This is a genomic window from Streptococcus cristatus (assembly GCF_008369405.1).
GTDB lineage: Bacteria > Bacillota > Bacilli > Lactobacillales > Streptococcaceae > Streptococcus > Streptococcus cristatus_G.
In genome coordinates this window covers 20,707-46,730 of the sequence record NZ_VSJJ01000009.1, presented here as the reverse complement: position 1 = coordinate 46,730, position 26,024 = coordinate 20,707, and the positions used below count along the sequence as shown (strand labels likewise).

Annotated in this window: 31 protein-coding genes and 1 other annotated feature; of the genes, 30 read left to right on the top strand and 1 reads right to left on the bottom strand. The window is 43.6% G+C overall.

The features are described from left to right. Positions 1 to 221: 221 nt before the first annotated feature. From FXF62_RS08485 to trpA, 27 genes are all read left to right on the top strand, one after another. Entirely contained in the window at positions 222 to 2,549 is a 2,328-nt protein-coding gene (locus FXF62_RS08485; protein ID WP_065428344.1) for an N-6 DNA methylase, read from the top strand. 137 nt (positions 2,550 to 2,686) lie between these two features. Next, positions 2,687 to 3,007: a hypothetical protein gene (locus tag FXF62_RS08480; protein WP_149518408.1), complete on the top strand. Its 321-nt coding sequence runs from the start codon at positions 2,687 to 2,689 to the stop codon at positions 3,005 to 3,007. Positions 3,008 to 3,427: 420 nt separating this feature from the next. Further along, on the top strand, positions 3,428 to 4,678 hold the full coding sequence (locus FXF62_RS08475; protein ID WP_149518407.1) for a diaminopimelate decarboxylase: 1,251 nt from the start codon (positions 3,428 to 3,430) through the stop codon (positions 4,676 to 4,678). A gap of 57 nt (positions 4,679 to 4,735) precedes the next feature. Next, complete coding sequence (locus FXF62_RS08470; RefSeq protein WP_015605536.1) at positions 4,736 to 4,984, top strand: YneF family protein; 249 nt, start codon at positions 4,736 to 4,738, stop codon at positions 4,982 to 4,984. A gap of 99 nt (positions 4,985 to 5,083) precedes the next feature. After that, positions 5,084 to 5,878 (top strand): glutamate racemase, encoded by a 795-nt coding sequence (gene racE, locus FXF62_RS08465; protein ID WP_149518406.1) that lies wholly within the window; start codon positions 5,084 to 5,086, stop codon positions 5,876 to 5,878. Beyond that, on the top strand, positions 5,875 to 6,849 hold the full coding sequence (locus FXF62_RS08460) for a nucleoside-triphosphate diphosphatase (RefSeq protein ID WP_149518405.1): 975 nt from the start codon (positions 5,875 to 5,877) through the stop codon (positions 6,847 to 6,849). The genes racE and FXF62_RS08460 overlap by 4 nt, the downstream gene beginning before the upstream one ends. Next, entirely contained in the window at positions 6,828 to 7,349 is a 522-nt protein-coding gene (locus FXF62_RS08455) for a metallophosphoesterase (RefSeq protein ID WP_149518404.1), read from the top strand. The genes FXF62_RS08460 and FXF62_RS08455 overlap by 22 nt, the downstream gene beginning before the upstream one ends. Then, complete coding sequence (cbpB, locus tag FXF62_RS08450; protein WP_149518403.1) at positions 7,346 to 7,807, top strand: cyclic-di-AMP-binding protein CbpB; 462 nt, start codon at positions 7,346 to 7,348, stop codon at positions 7,805 to 7,807. The genes FXF62_RS08455 and cbpB overlap by 4 nt, the downstream gene beginning before the upstream one ends. Further along, a complete protein-coding gene (gene xerD, locus FXF62_RS08445) occupies positions 7,804 to 8,535 on the top strand; it encodes a site-specific tyrosine recombinase XerD (protein WP_149518402.1) in 732 nt (243 codons plus the stop codon). The genes cbpB and xerD overlap by 4 nt, the downstream gene beginning before the upstream one ends. Before the next feature lie 2 nt (positions 8,536 to 8,537). Beyond that, positions 8,538 to 9,248 carry a segregation/condensation protein A gene (locus FXF62_RS08440; RefSeq protein ID WP_125446224.1) on the top strand — a complete coding sequence of 237 codons (711 nt, stop codon included), beginning with the start codon at positions 8,538 to 8,540 and terminating at the stop codon, positions 9,246 to 9,248. Further along, a complete protein-coding gene (gene scpB / locus FXF62_RS08435; RefSeq protein WP_005590827.1) occupies positions 9,241 to 9,786 on the top strand; it encodes an SMC-Scp complex subunit ScpB in 546 nt (181 codons plus the stop codon). Before FXF62_RS08440 ends, scpB begins: the two co-directional genes overlap by 8 nt. Positions 9,787 to 9,919: 133 nt before the next feature. After that, positions 9,920 to 10,651 carry a pseudouridine synthase gene (locus tag FXF62_RS08430; RefSeq protein ID WP_005592340.1) on the top strand — a complete coding sequence of 244 codons (732 nt, stop codon included), beginning with the start codon at positions 9,920 to 9,922 and terminating at the stop codon, positions 10,649 to 10,651. Then, positions 10,648 to 10,908, top strand: a complete 261-nt coding sequence (yidD, locus tag FXF62_RS08425) for a membrane protein insertion efficiency factor YidD (RefSeq protein ID WP_187984258.1) — start codon at positions 10,648 to 10,650, stop codon at positions 10,906 to 10,908. The genes FXF62_RS08430 and yidD overlap by 4 nt, the downstream gene beginning before the upstream one ends. Positions 10,909 to 10,993: 85 nt before the next feature. Next, a complete protein-coding gene (rsmD, locus tag FXF62_RS08420) occupies positions 10,994 to 11,533 on the top strand; it encodes a 16S rRNA (guanine(966)-N(2))-methyltransferase RsmD (RefSeq protein WP_149518401.1) in 540 nt (179 codons plus the stop codon). Beyond that, positions 11,523 to 12,008, top strand: coding sequence for a pantetheine-phosphate adenylyltransferase (coaD, locus tag FXF62_RS08415; protein WP_062006152.1), 486 nt, complete (start codon positions 11,523 to 11,525; stop codon positions 12,006 to 12,008). The genes rsmD and coaD overlap by 11 nt, the downstream gene beginning before the upstream one ends. A 22-nt stretch (positions 12,009 to 12,030) precedes the next feature. Then, the gene (locus FXF62_RS08410) at positions 12,031 to 13,098 is read left to right on the top strand and encodes a SepM family pheromone-processing serine protease (RefSeq protein ID WP_223144554.1); all 1,068 of its coding nucleotides are present in this window, start codon (positions 12,031 to 12,033) and stop codon (positions 13,096 to 13,098) included. Between the two features lie 185 nt (positions 13,099 to 13,283). Beyond that, positions 13,284 to 13,847, top strand: coding sequence for a YutD family protein (locus FXF62_RS08405; RefSeq protein WP_149518400.1), 564 nt, complete (start codon positions 13,284 to 13,286; stop codon positions 13,845 to 13,847). Between the two features lie 9 nt (positions 13,848 to 13,856). Then, positions 13,857 to 14,945 carry a 23S rRNA (adenine(2503)-C(2))-methyltransferase RlmN gene (gene rlmN / locus FXF62_RS08400; RefSeq protein WP_149518399.1) on the top strand — a complete coding sequence of 363 codons (1,089 nt, stop codon included), beginning with the start codon at positions 13,857 to 13,859 and terminating at the stop codon, positions 14,943 to 14,945. Continuing rightward, positions 14,932 to 15,471: a VanZ family protein gene (locus FXF62_RS08395; RefSeq protein ID WP_149518451.1), complete on the top strand. Its 540-nt coding sequence runs from the start codon at positions 14,932 to 14,934 to the stop codon at positions 15,469 to 15,471. Before rlmN ends, FXF62_RS08395 begins: the two co-directional genes overlap by 14 nt. Positions 15,472 to 15,559: 88 nt before the next feature. Further along, positions 15,560 to 15,798, top strand: a binding site (T-box leader). A 63-nt stretch (positions 15,799 to 15,861) separates the two neighbouring features. Continuing rightward, positions 15,862 to 17,043 (top strand): tryptophan synthase subunit beta, encoded by a 1,182-nt coding sequence (gene trpB, locus FXF62_RS08390; RefSeq protein WP_149518398.1) that lies wholly within the window; start codon positions 15,862 to 15,864, stop codon positions 17,041 to 17,043. Between the two features lie 403 nt (positions 17,044 to 17,446). Continuing rightward, the gene (gene trpE / locus FXF62_RS08385; protein WP_149518397.1) at positions 17,447 to 18,805 is read left to right on the top strand and encodes an anthranilate synthase component I; all 1,359 of its coding nucleotides are present in this window, start codon (positions 17,447 to 17,449) and stop codon (positions 18,803 to 18,805) included. Beyond that, on the top strand, positions 18,802 to 19,365 hold the full coding sequence (locus tag FXF62_RS08380; RefSeq protein WP_149518396.1) for an aminodeoxychorismate/anthranilate synthase component II: 564 nt from the start codon (positions 18,802 to 18,804) through the stop codon (positions 19,363 to 19,365). The genes trpE and FXF62_RS08380 overlap by 4 nt, the downstream gene beginning before the upstream one ends. A 10-nt stretch (positions 19,366 to 19,375) precedes the next feature. Further along, entirely contained in the window at positions 19,376 to 20,380 is a 1,005-nt protein-coding gene (gene trpD / locus FXF62_RS08375; RefSeq protein WP_149518395.1) for an anthranilate phosphoribosyltransferase, read from the top strand. Then, positions 20,377 to 21,144: an indole-3-glycerol phosphate synthase TrpC gene (gene trpC, locus FXF62_RS08370; RefSeq protein WP_149518394.1), complete on the top strand. Its 768-nt coding sequence runs from the start codon at positions 20,377 to 20,379 to the stop codon at positions 21,142 to 21,144. The genes trpD and trpC overlap by 4 nt, the downstream gene beginning before the upstream one ends. Next, positions 21,131 to 21,718, top strand: coding sequence for a phosphoribosylanthranilate isomerase (locus FXF62_RS08365; protein WP_149518393.1), 588 nt, complete (start codon positions 21,131 to 21,133; stop codon positions 21,716 to 21,718). Before trpC ends, FXF62_RS08365 begins: the two co-directional genes overlap by 14 nt. Further along, positions 21,708 to 22,931 (top strand): tryptophan synthase subunit beta, encoded by a 1,224-nt coding sequence (gene trpB / locus FXF62_RS08360; RefSeq protein ID WP_149518392.1) that lies wholly within the window; start codon positions 21,708 to 21,710, stop codon positions 22,929 to 22,931. Before FXF62_RS08365 ends, trpB (FXF62_RS08360) begins: the two co-directional genes overlap by 11 nt. Beyond that, positions 22,924 to 23,703, top strand: coding sequence for a tryptophan synthase subunit alpha (gene trpA, locus FXF62_RS08355; RefSeq protein ID WP_149518391.1), 780 nt, complete (start codon positions 22,924 to 22,926; stop codon positions 23,701 to 23,703). Before trpB (FXF62_RS08360) ends, trpA begins: the two co-directional genes overlap by 8 nt. Here trpA and FXF62_RS08350 read toward each other — a convergent pair. Continuing rightward, positions 23,672 to 24,334: a prepilin peptidase gene (locus tag FXF62_RS08350; RefSeq protein ID WP_149518390.1), complete on the bottom strand. Its 663-nt coding sequence runs from the start codon at positions 24,332 to 24,334 to the stop codon at positions 23,672 to 23,674. The two genes, trpA and FXF62_RS08350, sit on opposite strands and share 32 nt — an antisense overlap. 166 nt (positions 24,335 to 24,500) lie before the next feature. On the opposite strand from FXF62_RS08350, the gene FXF62_RS08345 reads away from it, so the two are divergent. The 3 genes from FXF62_RS08345 to FXF62_RS08330 all read left to right on the top strand — a co-directional run bounded on the left by FXF62_RS08345 (position 24,501) and on the right by FXF62_RS08330 (position 25,996). Continuing rightward, positions 24,501 to 25,016 (top strand): Dps family protein, encoded by a 516-nt coding sequence (locus tag FXF62_RS08345; protein ID WP_149518389.1) that lies wholly within the window; start codon positions 24,501 to 24,503, stop codon positions 25,014 to 25,016. Positions 25,017 to 25,395: 379 nt separating this feature from the next. Further along, positions 25,396 to 25,614 carry a YqgQ family protein gene (locus FXF62_RS08335; RefSeq protein WP_149518388.1) on the top strand — a complete coding sequence of 73 codons (219 nt, stop codon included), beginning with the start codon at positions 25,396 to 25,398 and terminating at the stop codon, positions 25,612 to 25,614. A gap of 1 nt (position 25,615) precedes the next feature. Next, positions 25,616 to 25,996 carry a rhodanese-like domain-containing protein gene (locus tag FXF62_RS08330; protein ID WP_149518387.1) on the top strand — a complete coding sequence of 127 codons (381 nt, stop codon included), beginning with the start codon at positions 25,616 to 25,618 and terminating at the stop codon, positions 25,994 to 25,996. Positions 25,997 to 26,024: the final 28 nt, after the last annotated feature.

Here is a 26,024-nt window from a genome sequence, read left to right as displayed (position 1 = left end):
CTTCTACTATGAAAAAAGCCAGAATTTTGATATAATAGAAGTATCAAAAATAAAGGAAATTGAGTATTATGAACGCAATCACAGCTCACAGCTCACAGCTCACAGCTCACAGCTCACGCTGATTATGTAATCGGACGTGTTTTTTGTCAACCCCTAAAACAGGCTTTTTCGCGTTTTTGTGAGGAAGCCTTTTATGCTCCCTACGAAAGTGGGGTGGCATAGTGAAACGTATTGAAATAATACAAACTATTGGAAAAGAATACCTAACTTCAAACATTGAAAATGATGAGTTTAGTTACCAGAAAGCTCTGAAAGAAGTCGGAAAAAATATAGCGGATTTTCAAAAAGAGCACTACAAACGAAAATACAAAGACTTAGATATTCGCTTTGAAAATGGTGGTCTGACAGTATTAGTAGAAACAAAAGCATCTTATAATGAAAAAGATTTCGAGCAGTTAGAAGCCTATGTAAGTTATGAAAAACAACTTACAAATAATAGAATAGTTGCTATACTTGCGAATACTAAAAACGATGATTTTCTAATCTGGACAGATGATAGTGGAATCATCAGTTCAAACAATGCCAATAAAAATGAGTATACCATACAGAATTTAGAGTATTATTTCGACTTGTTTTTCGGAACAAAAAATAATCGTCTGAAATTAGTTCAAAACACTTACTCATTAAATGAACTGCTACATAAATATGGAATAAACGAAAAAATTCGTAGTCAATTTGTAGGTACTTGTCTATTATCTTTAAAATATAGTCTTACTTTTGAAGGGTTGGAAACAAAACAGATAATTTCAGGAATTGAAATTATCTTAACCAACTTGTTAGAAAAGGACTTAAACAAAGCCACAAAATTAACTATCTTAAAAAATAATGTACTTGATTCACAAGATGTAAGGGAGCTTCCCAAAGAAGATTTTTCCATAATTTTGAGAAAAATCAAGAAGGATATATTACCATATATTAACGACAAAAATACAGCAGGACAAGATTTGCTAAACCTTTTCTTTACTACATTCAATAAGTATGTTGGTAAAGCAGATAAAAATCAGGCTTTTACTCCTGACCATATAGTACATTTCATGTGTAAGGTTGCAGGAATAAATAGAAATTCTGTAGTTTTAGACCCTTGTTGTGGTAGCGGAGCATTTTTAGTAAGAGCATTAACTGAAGCACTCGATGATTGTGATACAGAAGAAGAACGAAAGAATGTCAAGAAGCACCAGATATATGGTATAGAATTTGAAGATACTGCTTTCGGTTTATCAACAACCAATATGCTAATTCATGGCGATGGAAATTCAAATATTGTCAAAGGTAGTTGTTTTAATGAGGATAATTATGTTGATAAAGGTGTAAATGTTGTGTTAATGAATCCTCCTTATAACGCTCAAAGAAAACATTGTAAAAAAGAGTATGTTGCTGAATGGTCTTCCAAAACAAACACCGACCCTTCTAAGGGGTTTCACTTTGTTTACGAAATAGCTGAAAAAGTCAAAACTGGAAAACTTGTTGTATTATTACCTATGCAATGTGCTATTGGTAGCTCGAAAGAGAAGGAAATCATACGCTATAAAAAAGAAATGATGAAAAAGCACACGCTTGAAGCAGTGTTTTCACTACCTCCTGATGTATTTCATCCAGGGGCTAACGCTTCAGCTTGTTGTATGGTATTTAATCTAGGTGTACGACATTCAAAAGCTAATGTCAAAGAAACATTTTTTGGTTACTACAAAGATGATGGATTCATGAAAAAGAAAAACCTAGGACGAGTTGAAAAAACTGACCCATCTGGTAAAGGTGTATGGAAAGAAATAGAAAAAGAATGGTTAGAATTATTTTGGAATAGAACCAGTAAAATTGGAAAATCTATCGTAAAACAAGTTAATGAAACTGATGAATGGCTGGCAGAAGCATATATGGAAACTGATTATTCTGATACTCATAGTTTAGAATTCCAGAAGTCTATAAATGAATATCGAGCATACTCATTACGACACCAAGACCAAGCATTGAAAACAAATGGTACTGAATTAGACACTTCCGATTGGAAGTATTTTAAGTTGGCAGGAAAAGGAGGGATATTTGAATTAGAAAGTTGTAAGTGTAAAAATGCCACAGAATTACTTGAAGAAGGCTCAGATGTAGAATATATAGGGGCAAAAAAATCAGACGGTGGATTTATGGAATGGGTTAAAAACGTTCCAGAACTAACAACCAGAGGAAATTGTATTGTTTTCATTTGTGACGGGCAAGGTTCAGTTGGTTATACTAATTATATAGACCATGATTTCATCGGCTCTACTACACTCTCTGTTGGAAGAAATACTAATCTAAACAGATATAACGCTATGTTTATTGTAACTATTTTAGATAAAGAAAGATACAGATATTCATTCGGAAGAAAGTACAAGACAAACTTAACTAAAACAATGATTAGATTACCAGCTAAAAAAAATCCCAATGGGAAATATGAACCCGATTGGGACTTTATGGAAAAATATATCAAAACACTACCTCATGGCAAAAATCTATAATCAAATAAAGACGATTTCCGAAAGGAAGTCGTCTTTTTGGTATTGTTGAAAATACTACATATTGTGGTTGGTGTAAACTGGTATATAGTTCCCTAAAAAAATTATTATCTAAAGGTGCTGCACAAAATAAAAATGCTATGAAAAATTTAACTGTAGAGAATGTCTTTGACAAATATTTTGATAATAAATATAGCGGAATCAGACCAAATAAAATATTATTTTTTACTTTAACCAATTATTCAGTGGATTATTTTTCAGATAGTTTCATTTTATTGACACAGCATTATAAACAACTATTAAAGAAGGATTCTTGCTCTTATAAGTTAGAAGATATTTTAAATGATAAATATAGAGGTCTGAATTTAGTTCCTAAAGTAAAGTTTAAAAAAATAAATTTATTTGGAAATATAATTAAAATTCCAATTTATTATTCAGTGGTTTCTCGCCAAAATTTATGAAGATGACATTAGTTGTATTTATCCCTTATATATCCAGATATCATTTGTTAAATGCATTTTTATAGTATCAATGATATACCTCATTTTCAAAGGTATTAGATCAAGTAACGAATTTAATTTCCTATTTCCAAACTATGATTTATGTTGTACTGAAAAAATCAACTTTTTAGAAAACAGCCTACACCTAACAAATTCAGTAAGTTCGAACCGACAAACGAGTTCAGAGTTTGTATATAACTGAATCTGATATCATAGCTTATAATTTATTCCATATAAATTTTTTGGTTTTTTAAGATTTAAAGGCTCCAGGGTTTCTGCGATGGATAAAACCATTGTAGAAATTCTGGAGCCTATTTTTTCCCCTCCCCGGCCTACACTTGTGTTATAATATTGTCAGTAAAAGAGAAAGTAGGAGCGTGTATGAAAACTCCATTTATCAGTCGTGAGCGCTTGGCAGAGCTGACAGCGCAGTTTCCAACGCCTTTTCATCTGTATGATGAGAAGGGGATTCGGGAAAGAGCGCGTGCCTTGCATGAGGCTTTTGCTTGGAATGCTGGTTTTAAGGAATATTTTGCCGTCAAGGCGACACCAAATCCTGCTATTTTAAAAATCCTCAAGGAGGAAGGCTGCGGGGTGGACTGTGCTAGCTATGTGGAGCTGCTCATGAGCCAAAAGCTGGGCTTTGCTGGGGACGAGATCATGTTTTCGTCCAATAATACGCCAGCCGAGGAATTTCGTCTTGCGCAGGAGCTGGGAGCGACCATTAATCTAGATGCTTACGAAGACGTGGCTTTCTTGAAGGAAATGGCTGGAATTCCCAAGGTGATTTCCTGTCGCTACAATCCTGGTGGTGTATTTGAGCTGGGCACCAGTATCATGGATCATCCAGAGGAAGCTAAGTTTGGTATGACTAAGACGCAGCTGATTCAGGCTTTCAAAGAACTCAAGGAGCTGGGAGCAGAGAAATTCGGTATTCACGCTCTCTTGGCCTCCAATACTGTCAGCAATGACTACTATCCGGAACTGGCTCGGCAGCTTTTTGAGCTGGCTGTAGAAGTAGTGGCTGAGACAGGAGTCGAGCTAGACTTTATCAATCTGTCTGGCGGTGTTGGGATTAACTATCAGCCTGATGGCGAGGAAAATGATATTGCGGTCATCGGTCAGGGAGTTCGTCAAGCCTATGAGGAAATCCTGACACCTGCTGGTCTGGGGCAGGTCAAGATTTTTACAGAGCTGGGTCGTTTTATGCTGGCTCCTTTCGGTCTTTTGGTGACCAAGGTGACTCACAAAAAGCGAACCTATCGAACCTATCTAGGAGTGGATGCTTCTGCGGTTAATCTCCTGCGCCCTGCTATGTACGGAGCTTATCATCATATTACCAATATGGATCGGCCAGAAGGACCGACGGAGACTGTCGATGTGGTCGGCAGCCTCTGTGAAAACAACGATAAATTTGCCATCCAGCGGGAGCTACCTGTCAGCCAGATTGGCGATACACTGGTCATCCATGATACTGGTGCCCACGGCTTCTCTATGGGCTACCAATACAATGCCAAATTGCGCTCTAGTGAGATTCTCCTAGAGGAAAATGGTCAGGCTCGCATGATTCGTCGGGCAGAAAGGCCAGAAGATTATTTCGCGACTCTCTATGGCTTTGATTTTGAAAAATAGAGATAATTTGGTATAATAAAGAGTAATGTAAAAAATGAAACAGGAGTTCGGATTATTATGAATACATTGTTAGCAATTTTATTGATTATGCTGGCTTTCTTTGGTGGGATTTTGCTGGGTATGTACTTGCTTCGCCGTCAAGTCGAAAAAGAATTTGCGGAAAATCCACGTCTCAATGTAGAAGCAGTGCGGATGTTGCTCAGTGCCAATGGTCAAAAACCAAGTGAAGCACGCGTTCAACAAGTTTACCGTCAAATTATCAACCAACAAAAAGCAGCAGTTGCTAAAAATAAAAACAAAAAATAAGCTTCTCTCAGCCGCCCTTTAGTGGCAGATGGAGATTTCTATATAAAAAATGGGGATTTGGGCTAGGCTTCCAATCCCTTGTTTTAGAAAGAAGACTGTATGGATAACCGACCGATTGGATTTTTAGACTCTGGGGTGGGCGGTCTGACTGTTGTCCGTGAATTGATGCGGCAACTCCCCCACGAGGAAGTGGTTTATATAGGTGATTCGGCTCGGGCTCCATATGGTCCTAGGCCGGCGGAGCAGATTCGAGACTATACTTGGCAGTTGGTCAACTTTCTCTTGACCAAGGATGTCAAGATGATTGTTATTGCCTGCAATACTGCTACAGCTGTTGTTTGGGAGGAAGTCAAAGCTAAGTTAGACATTCCTGTCCTCGGTGTGATTTTGCCCGGAGCTAGCGCTGCCATCAAGTCTACGACTGGTGGCAAGATTGGGGTCATCGGGACTCCTATGACGGTTCAGTCCGATATTTACCGAAAAAAGATTGAGGCTCTATCTCCCGAGATGGAGGTGCAGAGCTTGGCTTGTCCTAAGTTTGTACCGCTAGTGGAATCAAATGAGCTCCAGTCCAGCCTGACCAAAAAGGTGGTCTATGAGACTCTCCATCCTCTGGCGGGCAAGGTGGATACTCTTGTCTTGGGCTGTACCCACTATCCTTTGCTTCGGCCGATTATTCAAAATATGATGGGGCCGAGCGTTAAGCTGATTGACAGCGGAGCTGAGTGTGTACGGGATATTTCTGTCCTGCTCAATTATTTCGAAATCAATCGCAGTCGCGAGAAGCGTGAACTGAACCATCGTTTTTATACTACAGCCAGTGCTAAGAGATTTGCGGAAATCGCAGAAAACTGGCTGAATCTGAAAGTCAATGTGGAGCATGTGACCTTATGACAAAGAACATTTATGAATACAAAGATGCCTCTGACTGGTATGTGGCTGAATGGGGACACAGTGCCTCTTACAGTGAATTTGAGCGAGTGCCTGCAGAAGCTTCTGAGATTTTAGACCGTTTAGAGAGTGTTTTGGCGGAAGAAGAGTCAAGCCTGCCCTTAAATATCACGGTCATTCGCTACGGATCAGCCTTTCGCTTTCTGACCTTCTTGCTGGATATTTTAAATCAAGAAACAGGCCGAAAGTTAGAATTGTTGCAGCGACAAGGAGCACTCCTCTTGGTTGAAGCAGGACAATTGCTCTATGTTCATCTGCCACAAACCGGCGTGGATCTACAAGCCTTTCTGGGAGCAAAAGATGTCAAGGATACCCTCTTGATTGCGACTCGCAATGAGGGTAAGACAGCAGAGTTTCGTAAGCTTTTTGGGAAGTTGGGCTACGAGGTAGAAAATCTGAATGACTATCCTGATTTGCCAGAAGTGGCTGAAACAGGCATGACCTTTGAAGAAAATGCCCGTCTCAAGGCTGAAACGATTAGTCAATTGACTGGCAAAATGGTGTTGGCAGATGATTCAGGTCTGCAGGTGGATGTTTTGGGCGGCCTGCCAGGTGTTTGGTCGGCTCGCTTTGCTGGTGTTGGTGCGACGGATGCTGAAAATAATATCAAGCTTCTGCATGAATTGGCTATGGTCTTTGAGATTAAAGACCGCTCTGCTCATTTCCACACAACTCTGGTGGTGGCTAGTCCAGATAAGGAGTCCTTAGTTGTCGAAGCGGATTGGCCGGGCTACATTGCCCATGAGCCCAAAGGTGAAAATGGTTTTGGCTATGATCCTTTGTTCTTAGTCGGAGAGACAGGAAAAACATCAGCTGAGCTGACGATCGAAGAGAAAAATGCCCAGTCTCATCGTGCGCAAGCGGTGCAAAAATTAGTGGAGGTATTTCCAGCATGGCAAAGCAAACAATCATAGTGATGAGTGATTCCCATGGGGATCGTGCCATTGTCGAAGAGATTAAAAATCGTTATTTAGGAAAAGTAGATGCTATTTTTCACGACGGGGACTCAGAGTTGCCTTTTGAGGATGAAGTCTGGAAAGGGATTCATGTCGTGGCAGGCAATATGGACTTTTATCCTGGCTATCCAGAGCGACTGGTGACAGATTTGGATGGGACCATCATTGTCCAGACACACGGGCATCTTTTCAATATCAACTTTAGTTTCCAAAAGCTGGATCTCTGGGCTCAGGAAGTAGGGGCAGATATCTGTCTTTATGGGCATTTACATGTTCCAGATGCTTGGATGCAAGGGAAAACTCTCTTTCTCAATCCAGGCTCCGTTAGCCAACCTCGTGGCTCAATCAACGAACGCCTCTACGCTAAGGTAGAGATTGATAATGACCTCTTTAAGATTGATTTTTATACGCGAAATCATGAGCTCTATCCAAGCTTGTCCAAGGAGTTAGCCCGATGATTGCTAAGGAGTTTGAAGAATACCTTCTGGATTTGGAAGACACTTTTTTGACGCCGGGGGAGAATCTGGCGGTCATGATTGACACGCACAATGTGGATCATGCCATTCTCTTGCTGAGCCAGATGACCTATTCGCGCATTCCAGTGGTGACTGCGGAGAAAAAATTCGTTGGCACCATTTCTCTGACGGACATCATGGCCTATCGGATGAAGCATGAGCTGGCAGAGGAAGAGTTTATGTCGATGGATATTGTCCACATGACACGAAAGGATGGTCTGACGGTCGAGCCAGATTACCAGATTGCGGACGTTTTGCACAAACTGGTGGATGAGTCTTTCCTGCCTGTTGTGGATAAAAAACAACATTTTTATGGTATCATTACTAGAAAGTCGATTTTAAAAGCTGTTAACTCGTTGATGCATACCTTCACGAGTCAGTATGAGATTTCCAAAAAATGAAAGAACAAATCACCCCTTTTTTAGAACAAAAAAATATCTCAGAAAATTCAAAATTAGCCTATTCCTACGACCTGGAGCAATTTGTCAATGAAATCCATAGCAAGGTGACGGAGACCAATTTGCGTATTTATCAAGCCTCTATCAAGGATTTCAAGGTGGCTGTTCAGAAGCGGAAGCTCTCAGCGGTCAATCAATTTCTCTACTATCTTTATGAGAACAAGTTGATTGGGGAATTTCACCGCTTGACCCTGCCCAAGGTCGCTATTTCTAAGGAACTGGAAAGCGAGCTGATGGACTTGTCAGCCTTTTGGGAAACTTCTGCGGTACCACAAGGCCGGCTGATAGCGCTCCTGATTTTGGAAATGGGTCTTTTGCCAAGTGAAATCCTGCAGGTCAAGGTTGAAGATGTCAATCTTGATTTTCAGGTTTTGCGGATCGAGAAGGCTGGGCAGAAGCGGATTATTAAGATTCCTGAAAGTCTGACGAGTGAGTTGGGCGCTTATTTGTCAGGGACTTATTTATTTGAAAAGAATGGCAAGTCCTATTCGCGCCAATGGGGCTTTCGCCAACTGGAGGCTTTCTTGATTGAGCAGGGGCAGGCCAGCTTGTCAGCCCAAAGCCTGCGGGAGCAATTTATCCTGCGCCAGCGGGAAAAGGGTGTTGGTATCTACGACATCGCTCGTGATCTGGGCTTGAAGACAGTCATTACATTAGAAAAATACAGATAAGAATGGATATCAAGTTAAAAGATTTTGAGGGGCCGCTAGACTTGTTGCTGCATCTCGTATCCAAGTATCAGATGGATATTTACGATGTGCCTATTACCGAGGTTATCGAGCAATACCTGGCTTATGTGTCTACTTTGCAGGCCATGCGGCTGGAAGTGACGGGAGAATACATGGTCATGGCCAGCCAGCTCATGCTGATCAAGAGCCGCAAGCTCTTGCCCAAGGTGGTGGATCAGGTGGATTTGGAGGACGATCTGGAGCAGGATTTGTTGAGTCAGATTGAGGAATATCGGAAGTTCAAGCTGCTAGGCCAGAAAATGTCCCTCCAGCATGAGGACCGTGCTCTTTACTACTCCAAGCCCAAGCTGGAGCTGGTCTATGAAGATGCTGAGCTCTTGCATGACAAGACAGCTGTTGATCTCTTTTTGGCTTTTTCCAAGGTGATGACCAAGAAGCAGGAGGAGTTTTCCAAGAGTCATACGACCATTGTGCGAGATGAGTACAAGATCGAGGACATGATGGAAGTGGTGCGTCAGCGCTGTCAGGCTCACAAACGTCTTGCCCTGCAAGATATTTTTGCAGAAACCAAAGACATGAATGAAGTGATTACACTCTTTTTAGCAACCTTGGAGTTAGTCAAGGTGCAGGAGGTGCAGGTCATTCAGGAGGAAAACTTTGGAAATATTTATTTGGTAGGAAGAAAGAATGAGTAAATTAGCAGAGATTGAAGCCCTGCTTTTTGTGGCGGGTGAAGACGGTCTGAAAGTTCATCAGCTATCAGAAATCCTCTCCTTGCCGCCGACTGGTGTCATCCAGAGTTTGGAAAAGTTGGCGGAGAACTATCAGGCAAATCCTGACTCCAGCTTGACCTTGCTGGAAACGTCAAAGACTTATAAGTTGGTCACCAAGCCTGAATTTGCTGAGATTTTACGAGAATATTCGCGGGCACCGATTAACCAGAGCTTATCCCGAGCTGCACTGGAAACCTTGTCGATCATTGCTTACAAGCAACCCATAACAAGGGTGGAGATTGATGATATTCGCGGGGTCAATTCCAGCGGGGCGATTTCGAAGTTACTAGCCTTTGAGCTGATTCGGGAAGATGGCAAGAAGGAAGTCATCGGACGCCCTAATCTCTATGTGACGACGGATTATTTTCTGGACTATATGGGCATCAACCATTTGGACGAATTGCCGATTGTGGACGAAGCGGAGCTCATTGCTGAGGAAAGTCAACTTTTCGGAGAGTGACAAGTTCATCCTATAAGGGATGTTTTCTGAACGGTTCCAATCTTTGAGGGAGGCACTGCTTCCCCTATTTACCATTTTACCAGCTGTTAAAGTTGTGAAAATGGTCTTTGTATCTTGTGAAAGGACAATATCGATGAGAATCAATAAATACATTGCCCATGCGGGAATTGCCAGCCGTAGAAAGGCTGAGGAGCTGATCAAGCAGGGGCTAGTGACCGTAAATGGTCAGGTGGTGCGTGAGCTAGCGACTACCATAAAGTCGGGCGACCGAGTAGAAGTAGAAGGCCAGCCTATCTACAATGAAGAAAAGGTCTACTACCTGCTCAATAAACCGCGCGGGGTGATTTCCAGTGTGACAGACGACAAGGGGCGCAAAACAGTCGTTGATTTACTGCCGCAGGTCAAGGAGCGGATTTATCCCGTTGGCCGACTAGACTGGGATACTTCTGGCGCCTTGATTTTGACCAACGACGGTGATTTCACGGATGAAATGATTCACCCGCGAAATGAAATTGACAAGGTCTATGTGGCGCGTGTCAAGGGTGTGGCCAATAAGGAAGTTCTGCGTCCGCTGACTCGCGGTCTGGTCATAGAGGGCAAGAAAACCAAGCCAGCTGTCTATGAGATTCTCAAGGTCGATCCAGTGAAGAATCGCTCGGTTGTTCAGTTGACCATTCACGAAGGACGTAACCATCAGGTCAAGAAGATGTTTGAAGCGGTGGGGCTGCCAGTGGACAAGCTTTCACGGACTCAGTTTGGACATTTGGATTTGACTGGCCTCAAGCCGGGTGAGGCACGTCGATTGAGTAAAAAAGAAGTCAGCCAGTTGCATAACTTGGCTGTGACCAAAACTAAGAAAAAATGATTAAGAAACTATTGATAGCGCCGGTTCGTTTCTACCAGCGCTTTATTTCCCCTGCCTTTCCGCCTTCCTGCCGTTTTCAGCCGACCTGTTCCAATTACATGATTGAAGCCATTGAAAAACACGGAGCCAAGGGAGTGCTGATGGGCTTGGCCAGAATTGGTCGCTGCCATCCCTGGTCCGAGGAAGGGGATGATCCAGTGCCAGACCATTTTAGTCTTCGGCGGAATGACTCTAAAACAGACTTCGAACGGAAATAGCCTTGTTTCCGTTTTTTGCTAGAGAATAAAGTCCAGCCTTAGCAATTACTATCAGCTTTTCAATATTTTTGTTATAATGTTTTTTATGAGAGTTGTTTCAGGAAAGTACGGGGGCAGACCCCTCAAGACATTAGACGGTAAGACAACGCGACCTACGACAGATAAGGTCAAGGGCGCTATTTTTAATATGATTGGGCCATATTTTGATGGAGGCCGGGCGCTGGATCTCTATGCAGGTAGCGGTAGTCTGGGGATTGAGGCGGTATCTCGTGGCATGGATTCCGCTGTTTTGGTTGAAAAAGATCGGCGGGCACAAGCTATCGTGGCGGAAAATATTGCCATGACCAAGGAAGCAGCGCGCTTTGAACTACTCAAGATGGAGTCGAGTCGAGCCTTGGAGCATTTGACCGGCCAGTTTGATCTGGTTCTGCTGGATCCGCCCTATGCCAAGGAGCAGATTATCGCGGATATTGAAAAAATGGCGGAGCGCAAGCTCTTGAGCGAGGATATTATGGTTGTGTGCGAGACGGACAAGTCGGTTGATTTGCCAGAAGAAATCGCAGACTTGGGTATCTGGAAGCAAAAGATATATGGAATTTCAAAGGTGACGGTCTATGTCAGATAAAATTGGACTCTTTACAGGGTCATTTGATCCTATTACCAATGGACATGTGGATTTGATTGAGCGTGCCAGTCGGTTGTTTGATCGCTTGTATGTGGGCATTTTCTACAATCCTCACAAAGAAGGATTTTTTAGCATCCATGCGAAAAAAAGAATGGTTCTAGCGGCTTTAGCGCATTTGGAAAATGTGGAAGTCATCACTTCGCATGATGAATTGGCGGTTGATGTAGCAAAAAGGCTGGGTGTGACTGCTCTTGTCCGCGGCCTACGTAACGGTCAGGACTTGGACTATGAAGCTGGCCTGCATTTTTTCAATAAGGAATTGGCACCTGACTTGGAGACCGTTTTTTTGCTGAGTCAGCCGGCCTACCGATACATCAGTTCTTCAGCGATGCGGGAATTGATTGCTTTTCAGCAGGATCTTTCTGCCTATGTACCAGCGAGTGTGATTGAGGAGTTAGAGAAAAAAGATGAATAATGACATGACGAATTCGAAAACGATGACGAAGGAAAATAAACGTGGTTTAAAAGTAGTTGGTTGTGCTGGGCTAGCCTCTATTATCGTGCTTGTGCTCTTCCTTTTCTCTTTCATTATTCCCCTGCCTTACTATATTGAGGTGCCTGGAGGCGCAGAAGACATTCGGAAGGTTCTGACTGTGGATGGAAAAGAAGATCAGGCACCAGGTTCCTACAATTTTGTAACTGTTGGGATCCAGCATGCGACCTTTGCTCATCTGGTCTACGCTTGGCTGACGCCTTTTACGGATGTTTATTCAGCTCAGGATATGACGGGTGGCTCGAGTGATACTGAGTATATGCGCATTAACCAATTTTATATGGAAACGTCCCAGAATATGGCCAAATACCAAGGTCTCAAGACCGCAGGAAAAGACATCAAGATGAACTATCTGGGTGTCTATGTTCTGAAAGTAGCTCAGGATTCGACCTTTAAAGGGATTCTGAATATTGCGGATACGGTGACGGGAGTCAATGACAAAACCTTTGAAAGCTCAGAAGATTTGGTCAAATATGTGAATTCTCAGGCCTTGGGTGATAGTGTCAAGGTGACCTACGAGGAAGATGGAGAAACTAAGACAGCGACAGGGAAAATCATCAAGCTGGAAAATGGCAAAAATGGAATTGGTATTAGTTTGATTGACCGCACGGAAGTTAATAGTAGTGTTCCGATTGAATTTTCGACAGAAGGTATCGGTGGTCCTAGTGCTGGCCTCATGTTTAGCCTAGCCATCTATACTCAGCTGGCCAATCCTGACTTGCGAGACGGCCGCGTGATTGCGGGAACGGGCAGCATTGACAGAGAAGGTAAGGTCGGTGATATTGGTGGGATTGACAAAAAAGTCGTCTCTGCTGCCAAGATCGGAGCGACAATCTTCTTTGCCCCAGACAATCCTGTCAGTGAGGAGGAAAAAAAGGCTAATCCCGAAGCAAAGACCAACTATGAAGCGGCGCTTGAAGCAGCCAAGGAAATCAAAACGGATATGAAAATCGTGCCGGTCAAGACTCTTCAGGACGCGATTGATTATTTAGAAAAAACTAAAAAATCTTAGTTTCGGCTAAGATTTTTAACTTTTAGAGCTGAACCAAGGATTTATTCTTTGCTAAATGATTAGCAGTTTTTATTAAATCGTCTGACTTTTTACAGAAAGATCTTTTTCTTCTGAAAAAATATAAATTCCCCTTGTTTTGTGATAAAATAATATGAAGTAAGATAGATGAATGACAAAGGATAGGTATGCGTAAAGAGATTTCACCTGAGTTGTATAATTACAATAAATTCCCTGGCCCAGAATTTAAGCAAATGGGCAGCAAGATAATTGCAGAAAAATTTGAGTTTGAATTGGTGGAGAATTATAAAGAGGCCTTTGACTTGACGGCCTTTCACCAACGCTTTTCAGAAATTCTGAACAAGTTTGACTATATTGTTGGCGACTGGGGCAATGAACAGTTGCGATTGCGTGGTTTTTATCGGGATGAGAAAGCCAAGGAAAATGCAGAGAAAATCAGCCGTTTGCAAGACTATCTGCTGGAGTATTGTAATTACGGCTGTGCCTATTTTGTTTTGGAAAATGCTCAGCCAAGACGGGCTGCCTTTGACAAAAAATCCCATCATAAGAGAAAATCGGACAGCAAAAAACATCCAGAAATTTCTAGGGAACGTAGCTCTAAAACAACCAAGGATGAGCAGAAAAAAAATCGTCCAAAGGCAAACAAGAACAAGCAACAGAAACAAGGCAAACAGGCAAAGCAAGCGGCATCTAGCCAATCGCAGCGCCATTTTGTCATTCGTCAGAAATAAAGGAGAAACATGAAACCATCGATTTATAGCTTAACGAGAGAAGAAATGATTGAATGGGCGGAAGCTCAGGGAGAAAAGAAATTCCGTGCTACCCAGATTTGGGAGTGGCTCTATCGCAAGCGTGTCCAGTCATTTGAGGAAATGACCAATCTGTCCAAGGACTTGATTGCTAAGCTCAGTGATCAGTTTGTTGTCAATCCGCTTAAACAGCGTATTGTTCAAGAGTCTGCTGACGGTACGGTCAAGTACCTTTTTGAGTTGCCAGATGGTATGCTGATTGAGACGGTACTCATGCGCCAGCACTATGGACTTTCTGTCTGTGTAACTACCCAAGTTGGCTGCAATATCGGCTGTACTTTCTGTGCTTCTGGCTTGATTAAAAAGCAACGCGACCTTAATAACGGTGAGATTGTTGCGCAGATTATGCTGGTTCAGAAGTATTTTGACGAGCGTGGTCAGGATGAGCGGGTCAGCCACATCGTGGTTATGGGAATCGGTGAGCCTTTCGATAACTATAAGAATGTACTGAAGTTTGTACGGACGGTCAATGATGATAAGGGTCTGGCCATCGGTGCCCGCCATATCACCGTTTCGACTTCAGGGCTGGCTCATAAGATCCGTGACTTCGCCAATGAAGGCGTGCAGGTCAATCTAGCCGTTTCACTACACGCGCCCAACAATGAACTGCGTTCTAGTATCATGAAAATCAACCGTGCCTTTCCGATTGAGAAGCTCTTTGCGGCTATTGAATATTATATCGAGACGACGAACCGTCGGGTAACTTTTGAGTACATCATGCTCAATGAAGTTAATGACGGTGTAGAGCAGGCCAAGGAACTGGCAGAATTGCTGAAAAATATCAAGAAATTGTCTTATGTCAATCTCATTCCATACAACCCAGTCAGTGAGCACGATCAATATACCCGTAGTCCTAAGGAGCGCGTGATGGCCTTCTATGACACCCTCAAGAAAAACGGAGTCAACTGTGTAGTTCGTCAGGAACATGGTACGGATATTGATGCAGCCTGTGGTCAGTTGCGTTCCAATACTATGAAGCGTGACCGTGAGAAAGCACTTGTTGAAAATGTTCAGCCTTAAAAATTATCTTACTTCAGACGGTGAGCTGACTGCTAAGGGACGGAAATTGCTTATAGGAGGGTGTGGGTTCTATTTCTTGATGCTCTGCCTCATGTGCTTCCTGCCACAAATGCCAGAGCCAGGAATGGAGACGCCGGGAATCCAGTACTTTGGCCGAGTAGTAGTTCTATTGGTTCCTTTTAACTCCTTTGTCAATATTGGTGAAATTACTTCTTGGATCCAGCTGGTCAAGGTTTTTGTCCAAAATTTGGCCAATATCTTTTTGCTATCGCCATTGATTTTTCAATTGCTTTGGCTCTTTCCAAAGCTGCGGAGTACCAAGAGAGTTGTCTGGCTGAGTTTTGGGATGAGCTTGTCCATCGAAATGACTCAGATTCTGCTGGACCTTCTTATCAACGCCAATCGAGTCTTTGAGATTGATGATCTATGGACCAATACTTTGGGTGGTTATCTGGCTTGGCGGGCATTTCAGCTTGGTCAGAAAATCTGGAAAAATCGCCAAGGCGACGCTTTCAAGAGGGATTAGCAAAGGAAATGTTCGGATTTTATGGAATTTTTTATAAAAATTGATTCTTTTTCTGTTTTTTCTCTTGACAAAAGACTTTAGAAGCTTTATAATTTTAGACAATCATCAGAAAAGTAATAATTTTTTCTACTTTCAGGGAGCCTGTGGTTGGTGGAAACAGGTAGTGGAAGGTTATGAAGTGGGCTGATGCAAAAAAATGAATTTGAAACAATAAAAATTCGGTGAGCACACCTTACAGTGCAGCTTGTTGTTAGACAAGACAGAGATATGGAGGCAGTCTATACTTTTTCCATAATTGAGGTGGCACCGCGATTTTACGCCCTCACACAGAGTTTTTTTCTGTGTGTGGGCTTTTGTTTTGCTTGAAAATAAAGAAATGAGGCAATCAAGATGACAGAAACTAAAGGATATTTTGGACAATTCGGCGGCTCCTTTGTACCGGAGCCTATCCAGGCCTTGCTGGATGAATTGGAAGTGACTTTTGAGAAGTACAAGGATGACCCAGAATTTTTAAAGGAATACCGACATTATTTGGCGGATTATTCAGGCCGGGAGACTCCGCTCTACTTTGCAGAAAGTCTGACCCAGCATCTGGGTGGAGCTAAGATTTATCTGAAGCGAGAAGATCTCAATCATCTGGGCTCTCACAAGCTCAATAATGTTTTGGGGCAGATTCTTCTAGCTAAGCGCATGGGCAAGACACGAGTCATCGCTGAAACTGGAGCTGGTCAGCATGGTGTGGCAACTGCGGCAGCCGCAGCTAAGTTTGGTATGAAGTGCGATGTCTACATGGGTGCAGAGGATGTAGAGCGCCAGCGCCTCAATGTCTTCCGCATGGAAATGATGGGGGCGACTGTTCACGCTGTGGAAACAGGCACCAAAACCCTTAAGGATGCTGTGGATGCAGCCTTTGGAGCTTGGATGAGTGATTTGGAAGCCTTCTATGTTTTGGGTTCGGCTGTCGGACCTCACCCCTATCCGACGATTGTCCATGAGTTTCAAAAGGTCATCAGTGAAGAATCTCGCCGTCAGATTTTGGACAAGGAAGGCCGCTTACCGGACTATGTTATTGCCTGCGTAGGTGGTGGCTCCAATGCTATTGGTGCCTTCTCCCAGTATGTGGCGGATGAAGAAGTCAAGCTGGTTGGTGTTGAAGCGGCTGGACGTGGGCTTGATACAGACCAGCATGCGGCGACCATGACCAAGGGAAGCGTCGGAGTAGTGGACGGTATGAAGACCTACGCTGTCTTTGCTGAAGATGGTCAGGTGGCACCGGTTTACTCCATTTCAGCAGGCCTGGACTATCCTGGAGTTGGTCCCGAACATGCTTTCTTTAAAGATTCTGGTCGAGTAGAATACGTGGCAGCGACAGATGATGAAGCTGTGGATGCCTTGCTTCTCTTGACACAAAAGGAAGGAATTTTGCCGGCAATCGAAAGCTCTCATGCCATTGCTGAAGCTATCAAGCGAGCTCCGCAACTGTCGTCCGACCAAATCATCATTATCAATGTATCTGGTCGTGGAGACAAGGATGTGGCAGCCATTGCCGACTATCTAGAAAAAAGAAAATAAAATACCCAGCAGAAGAGTAGTAACATCCCTCCTTTCAGAGAGTCTGTGGTTGCTGTAAACAGGCAGGAGAAGTTATGAAATGGGCTGCTGGAGTCAAAATTTTGCCATTTAGTTGTTCCTTTATTACTTTGTTAGCTTACTTTGCTGTAAACCAGTATGCTGCCTTCTACTAAAAGGAATCTAAATGACTGTAAATGAGTAAATGAGATGTGGAGCCTGAAAACTCCATAACTGAGGTGGCACCGCGATGACACGCCCTCACAGGATGAACTGTGCGGGCGTTTTTCTGTAGTTCTGGAGCAGGTTATGACAGTGGACAGGTGCTATCTGTTCTTGTGAAATACGATCATAGCTAGCAAATTGCTCCTCCTTAAACGCTTCTGATTAAATAGAAAGAAAAATTATGCAAAAGATTTTACCAGCTGATATTTTATCGCCGATTCTAGCTTATATGCGGATTCAGGGCGAGCACAAGGTGGTTTTGGAAAGTATTCCGAGAGATAGCGAGACAGCTCGCTTTTCTATCCTAGCCTATAACCCAGTCTTTGAAGTTCGCTATGAAAACGGCCGGTTAACAAAGAACGGGCAAGTAATTGAGGCAGATCCCTTGGATTATCTGCATGAGTTGGCCGTAAAAAAAGACCATCATTCAGATCTGCCTTTTGGTGGTGGGGCTATTGGTTTTGTCGGCTATGATATGATTTCCCTCTATGAAGAGATTGGCCAGATTCCAGCTGATATGATTGGAACGCCGGATATGCACTTTTTCATCTATGAGAGTTACATGGTTTTTGACCATAAAAAAGACAAGGTCTATATCGTTGAGGAGGCGCTCTACAGTGATAGAAGCGAAGCTGATTTAGCTGCTAGTCTGGAGCGAATCATGGCTGAACTGGCGCAGCCTGCGGCAGATGAATTATCACCGCTGGAGCTGTCCAGTTTGAACTTTCAGAGTCATATCGAGCAGGCAGCTTTTGAAAAAATGGTGGAAAAAGCGCGCAGCTTGATTCGGCAGGGAGATATGTTCCAATGTGTGCTCAGTCAGCGGTTTTCAGCAAAATATTCTGGTAGGCCACTGGATTACTATCGCAATCTGCGTGTGACCAACCCTTCTAACTATCTCTACTTTTATGATTTCGGGAATTATCAGATTATCGGAGCCAGCCCGGAAAGTCTGGTCTCTGTCAAGCAGGGTCAGGTTACGACCAATCCTATTGCTGGTACCAGACCGCGTGGGAAGGATGAGAGAGAAGATAAAGCCTTGGCGAAGGAACTGCTGGCTGACGAGAAGGAAGTGGCTGAACACCGCATGTTAGTTGATTTGGGGCGTAATGATATCGGTAAAATTGCCCAGAATAACAGCGTGGAAGTCACTAAGTACATGGAAGTGGAGTATTTCCGCTATGTCATGCACCTGACCAGTGTGGTCCGTGGTCAGCTTTTACCTCAACTGACAGCTATGGATGCGCTCAAGTCAACCCTGCCAGCTGGTACCGTCTCGGGCGCGCCTAAGATTCGAGCCATGAAGCGAATTTATGAGCTGGAGCAGGAAAAGCGTGGCATTTATGCGGGGGCTATCGGCTATCTGTCTGCGACAGGGGATATGGATGTTGCCATCGCTATACGCACTATGATTTTGAAAAATGGCAGAGCTTACGTTCAAGCTGGAGCGGGGATTGTCTATGACTCGATCCCTGCCAATGAATACCAAGAAACCATCAACAAGGCCAAATCAATGACCAAGATAGGAGATATACAATGATTTTATTGATTGATAATTATGATTCTTTTACTTATAATCTAGCCCAGTATATCGGCAATTTTGCAGAAGTTAAGGTCTTGCGAAATGATGATGCAGGTCTTTATCAAGCGGCAGAAGAAGCTGATGCTTTGGTTCTGTCTCCGGGTCCAGGCTGGCCAGCAGATGCAGGACAGATGGAAAATCTCATTCGTGATTTTGCTGGTAAAAAGCCGATTTTAGGGATTTGTTTGGGGCATCAAGCCATTGCAGAAGTATTTGGCGGAAAGCTAGGATTGGCTCCCAAAGTCATGCATGGCAAGCAAAGTATTCTGCGCTTTGAGGGAAAATCTCCTATCTATGAGGGGCTAGAGGATGAGCAGCCGGTCATGCGCTATCATTCGATTTTGATTGAGGAGATGCCAGAGGACTTTGAAGTGACAGCTCGGGCAGCTGATGATAACTCAATCATGGCCATCCAGCACAAGAGCCTGCCCATTTATGGATTTCAGTATCATCCAGAAAGTATTGGCACGCCAGACGGCTTGTCTTCCATCAAAAATTTCATCGACTTAGTCAAATAGGGGAAGAATTATGAAAGAAATTATAGCAAAACTAGCTGATTTTAAGGATTTAAGCAGCTCGGAAGTGTCAGATGTGCTGGAGCGCATCGTTACTAGAAGAGTAACGGAAACACAAATTGCGGCCTTTTTGCTGGCTCTCAAGATGAAAGGGGAAACAGTAGAGGAACGGACAGCCTTAGCTCAGGCCATGCGAGGCCATACTCCGCAGATCCCTACTACAATCCGCACAGCCATGGACAATTGTGGAACTGGTGGTGACAGATCATTTAGTTTCAATGTTTCGACCACAGCGGCTTTCGTATTAGCAGGTGGTGGGATCAAGATGGCTAAGCACGGCAATCGTTCCATTACCTCTAAATCAGGTTCGGCTGATGTTTTAGAAGCTTTGGGGATTAACCTAAACATGGATACAGCCAGCTTGGGTAAGGTCTTTGATCAGACGGGGATAGTCTTTCTTTTTGCTAAAAACCTTCATCCAGCTATGAAATATATCATGCCAGCTCGTCTCAGTCTAGGTGTTCCCACTATCATGAACCTGACTGGGCCGCTCATTCATCCGATGGTTTTAGAAACCCAGCTTTTGGGGACCAGCCGGCCGGATATGCTAGAGAGCACGGCAGAAGTTTTGAAAAATATGGGGCGTAAGCGTGCAGTAGTCGTGTCGGGTCCAGATGGTCTGGACGAGGCCGGTCTTCATGGTCGTACCCAGTACGCTTTGCTGGCAGATGGGGAGATCAGCCTGCATAGCTTTCTACCGTCAGATATTGGTATGGAAGAAATCCCTCTTGAAGCGATTCGTGGGGGTAATGCCAAGGAAAATGCGGAAATTCTGCTATCTGTCCTGCAAAATCAAGCCGGCCCTTATCTGGAAATGACAGTTCTGAATGCAGGTCTAGGCTTCTTTGCTAATGGGAAAACAGAAAGCATAGAAGAAGGAATAGCTTTGGCCCGCCAAGTGATTGCCAGCGGTGCGGCCTATGAAAAACTCAAGCAACTACAGGAGTATCAAAAATGAGCAAAGAATTTCTCCCAACCATTCTTAAGCAAAAAGAGCAGGAAGTGGCGGCCATGTCCTATGAAGAGCTGCAGCCCCTGCGCTCGACCTATTCCCTCTATGAGTATCTCAAAAGCCAGTCCCAAGAGCTGCAGCTGATTGCTGAGGTCAAAAAAGCCAGCCCCAGTCTGGGAGATATTAATCTCGGTGTGGATATTGCAGAGCAAGCCCGCACTTATGAACGATGCGGTGCAGCTATGATTTCGGTCCTGACAGATGAGATTTTCTTCAAAGGACATCTGGATTACCTGAGAGAGATTTCTAGTCAAGTGAGCATTCCGACCCTCAATAAGGACTTTATCATTGATGAAAAACAGATTGTTCGCGCCCGCAATGCTGGAGCGACAGTTATTCTTCTGATTGTGGCTACCTTATCTGAAAAGCGGCTGCAAGAACTCTATGATTTTGCGACGGGGTTAGGCTTGGAAGTTCTGGTTGAAACCCATAATCTGGCGGAGCTGGAAATTGCCCATAGAATAGGAGCACAGATAATCGGTGTCAATAACCGCAATCTAATCACTTTTGAGACAGATATCAATACCAGTCTCCAGCTGTCTGCCTATTTCAAAGATGACAGGGTTTACGTATCTGAGTCCGCTATTTTCAGCAAGGAAGATGCTGAGTTGGTAGCTCCTTATTTCCATGCAATTTTAGTTGGAACAGCTTTGATGCAGGCTGAGAATGTGGCAGAAAAAATCAAGGAGCTGAAAATTGACAAAGGTTAAGATTTGTGGTTTATCAACTGCCAGCGCTGTGGAAACGGCATGCCAGGCTGGTGCGGATTACATTGGCTTTGTCTTTGCTGAGAGCCGTCGGAGGGTCAGTTTAGAGCAAGCTCAGGAGCTAGCTGCCTTGGTGCCGCCTGCTGTCCGAAAGGTAGGAGTTTTCGTCTCTCCGAGCTTGATAGAGCTGCAGGAAGCTATTTCAGTGGCAAGTCTGGATTTGGTACAGATTCATGGCGATTTTGATGAAGAGCTCCTGACTCAGATTGGCCGACTGGTTATTCGAGCCTATCAGGTCAAGGGAGCGTTAAAAGATGTCTGCCAACAAGCGGACTATCTGCTTTTTGATGCACCACTTGCTGGTAGTGGTCAGACCTTTGACTGGCAAGTTTTTGACAAGAATCAAATCCATCAGCCTTTCTTTATCGCCGGTGGTTTGAATGCAGGGAATGTCCGAGAAGCTATTCAGCATTTTGCCCCTTACGCAGTTGATGTCTCAAGCGGGGTCGAAACTGACGGCCAGAAGGACTTAGAAAAGATAACAGAATTTATAGAAAGAGTGAAATATGGCATATAATCAACCCAATCAAGAAGGATTTTATGGTGAGTTTGGCGGGCGCTTTGTTCCCGAAACGCTGATGACAGCAGTTTTGGAACTGGACAAAGCCTACCGTGAGAGTAAAAAAGACCCAACCTTTCAGGCTGAGCTGGACGAGTTGCTGAAGCAGTATGTAGGACGGGAGAATCCTCTCTATTTTGCTAAAAATCTGACAGCCTATGCTGGCGGTGCTAAGATTTATCTGAAGCGGGAAGACCTCAACCATACCGGAGCTCATAAAATCAATAATGCCCTAGGTCAGGTCCTATTAGCCAAGCGAATGGGCAAGAAGAAAATCATTGCCGAGACTGGTGCGGGTCAGCATGGAGTGGCCACTGCCACAGCTGCAGCCCTTTTCAACATGGACTGTACTATCTACATGGGTGAAGAAGATGTCAAGCGCCAAGCCCTCAATGTCTTTCGGATGGAACTACTGGGAGCCAAGGTAGAGTCTGTGACTGATGGTTCTCGAGTCCTTAAGGATGCAGTCAATGCTGCCTTGCGAGCTTGGGTGGCGCAGGTCGATGACACTCACTATATTATGGGCTCAGCCTTGGGACCCCATCCTTTCCCAGAGATTGTCCGTGACTATCAGAGTATGATTGGGCGTGAGGCCAAGCGCCAGTTTGCTGAGCAAAATGCAGGTGCCTTACCCGATGCTTTAGTGGCCTGCGTTGGCGGTGGTTCCAATGCTATTGGGCTCTTTTATCCCTTTGTAGACGATAGCTCAGTTGCTATGTATGGAACAGAAGCAGCTGGGCGGGGCGTGGATACAGATGAACACGCTGCAACCTTAACTAAGGGCCGGCCGGGTGTTTTACACGGTGCTTTGATGGATGTCTTGCAGGATGAGCAAGGCCAGATTCTGGAAGCTTTCTCTATCTCTGCTGGACTGGACTATCCGGGCATCGGTCCTGAACATTCTCATTTTAATGCTATCAAACGTGCCACTTATGTCCCAGTCACAGATGAAGAAGCTTTGGAAGCCTTCCAGCTCCTGTCTCGTATCGAAGGGATTATCCCCGCTCTAGAGTCTAGCCACGCTATTGCTTACGCAGTTAAGCTGGCTAAGGAGTTGGGACCAGAAAAATCAATGATCGTCTGCCTATCCGGCCGTGGTGACAAGGATGTCGTTCAGGTAAAGGAACGCTTGGAAAGTGAAGCGGCTCAAAAAGGAGGTGACCATGACTAAAACACTCACTCAGCATTTAGAGGCCATCAAAAAATCAGGTAAGGGACTTTTCCTTCCTTATATCATGGCTGGTGATCACGAGAAAGGTTTATCCGGATTACCAGAAACTATCGCATTTTTGGAAAACTTGGGTGTGTCAGCCATTGAAATCGGTCTGCCATTTTCAGATCCTGTTGCAGATGGGCCAGTGATTGAAGAAGCCGGTCTGAGAAGCCTGGGTCACCATACTTCAACAAAGTCTTTAGTGGCAAGGTTGCAGAATTTGGACACTCAGCTGCCTCTCATTATCATGACTTACTTCAATCCTATTTTCCAGTACGGTCTCAAAGATTTTGTCAAGGATTTGGCTAGGACGCCGGTTAAGGGATTGATTATTCCGGATCTGCCCTACGAGCATAGGGACTTTATCCTGCCTCTGCTGGAAGATTCAGATATCGCTCTTGTTCCTTTAGTGAGCCTGACGACTGGCCTAGAACGTCAGCAGGAGTTGATTAAGGATGCAGAAGGTTTTATTTACGCTGTAGCCATCAACGGTGTGACAGGTAAGAGCAGCAGTTATCGCAATGATTTGGATCAACATTTGAGTAAACTCCATGATATTGCAGAGATTCCAGTACTGACGGGCTTTGGCGTTTCGACTTTAGAAGATGTTGACCGCTTCAATCAAGTCTCAGATGGAGTCATTGTCGGATCCAAGATTGTCAAAGCTCTTCATGAGAAGGACGCCAGTATAACAGCCTTTATTCAAGAAGCAGCAGCTTATAAGAAATAATCACCACCACACCAAACAAGAGACAGGGTACAAATGCTAGCCTGTCTTTTTTCTTTTTAAAGCAGAAACAGGCGAGACCAGAGAAGCTAGCGATTTGGATAAGAATGAGAATTTCTGTTAGGCTGAAAATAGCTGAGCAGGAAGCGAGAAATAGAAAGTCGCCAGCTCCAATACGAAGATTATAAAAGAAGGCTAGAAGTCCTAGGATCAAAAAGAAAATCATGAGCGAATTGATACCTGCTGTAGCCATCAGCAAGAACTGAAAAATTAGCCAGATTAGGAGAGGGTATTCTTGCTCTCTTTGATCGTAGATAGCTAAGGTCAAGCCCATCGTTAGCAGTAAGAGCTGGGCTAGCGAAAGATAACCTAAACTCCAGCTTAGAAAAAGCAAGCCCAGCACTAACTCAAAAGCAGCATACCAGACAGGAAGACGAATCTTGCAGAAACGGCAACGGAAGCCATTAAGCAACTGAGACAGGATAGGAATCAAATCCCATGCTCTGAGTATCTGCTTGCAGTTGTCACAGTGGCTACTTGGTGAGATGATGGACTGTTCTGGGAAGCGGTCAATAACTAAGCCTAGAAAGGAGGCTAGAACCGTTCCGACTAGAAAAAAGTATAGATGAATCATACTTGTTTATTCGTGATTTTGAGCAGAAAAATTTTGAAATTTTACAACTTTTCTAATAAAGTAAAATTTTGAGTTTTAAGGCTTGACTTTCTTAATTAGAAGCATTATAATTAAAACATAATCAATAAAGATTAGAATGATTACAAATAAAAAGAGAGGTATCATTATGACTCAAGTAAAACATGGCGCTGCAGCAGACGTAGCAACTTTCACTAACCAAAATTCTTTACCAAAAACAAAAGCAGTTCTTAACCAAGTGGTTTCAGATCTTTATACAGCTCGTATCGCTCTTCACCAAGTTCACTGGTATATGCGTGGTGCAGGCTTCATGGTATGGCATCCAAAAATGGACGAATACATGGATACAATTGATGGAACCTTGGATGAAGTCAGCGAACGCTTGATTACTCTGGGTGGCAAGCCTTATTCAACTCTGACAGAGTTTATCCAACACAGCAAAATTGAAGAAAAGGCTGGCGAATTCAGCAAGAATGTTGAAGAAAGCTTGGAGCGCGTGATTGAAATCTTCCGTTATCTGACAGATCTTTACCAAGAAGCTATGGATGTGACGGATGAAGAGGGCGACGATGTAACCAATGATATCTTCGTTGGCGCTAAGGCAGACCTTGAAAAGACTATCTGGATGTTGACAGCTGAGCTTGGCCAAGCACCAGGTTTGTAAAATGATGTTTAAGAGGCTGGGACAAAAGTCCTAGCCTCTCAATTGTCTTTGGCTTGTCGAGCAAGACGCAGTGGTTGAGTGGGCTCTACTACGCTGATTTCATCAGCTTTTACAGCCCTACTCAACTGTGCGGAGGTGGGACGACGAAATCGAATTCTAACGAATTACCGATTTCTGTCCCACTCTCTGTTTTTTCTTAAGGATTGTTTAAGCTTCTTCCCTTATACTAAGATTATCAAATGAAGACCTCCTAACTTTGTTTGATAGAACTCCTAAACTTTTCTTTTTCATAATAATCTCCTGAAAAGGCAGTCTCCGTGGCTGTCTTTTCTGTTTTGCCATCTTGAAAACTTTGCTAAAATCTGATAAAATATAGCTCATGAAAACACTCTATGATGTGCAGCAATTTCTTAAAAATTTCGGGATCATTATCTATATGGGCAAGCGTCTTTATGATATTGAAATGATGAAAATTGAGTTGGAGCGGATTTACGATGCCGACCTGATGGATAAGCTTGACTATCTGGAGGCTGAGGCTGTCCTGCGCAGAGAGCATCAAGCAGAGTTGAAGTATTTAGAAGATAAAGGGAGAAACTAGAATGGGAATTTGGATTTTATGGGCAATTTTGCTGGGAATGTTGGCTTGGATGGGCTTCAATTATTTCCGTATTCGTCGTGCAGCTAAGGTAGTAGATAATAGTGAGTTTGAAGCTTTGATTCGTCAGGGGCAATTGATTGACCTGCGTGATCCATCCGATTTCCATAGCAAGCATATCTTGGGTGCACGCAATATTCCGTCTCAACAGCTCAAGTCTAGTATCAATGCGCTTCGCAAAGACAAACCAGTTCTTCTTTATGAAAATAGCCGTGGCCAACGTGTGACCAATGCAGCAATCTACTTGAAGAAGCAAGGTTTTAATGATGTTTATATCCTGTCTTACGGTCTTGATTCTTGGACTGGCAAGGTTAAGACAAGCTGATTCTTTGTAGAAATATATACAAAGCTAA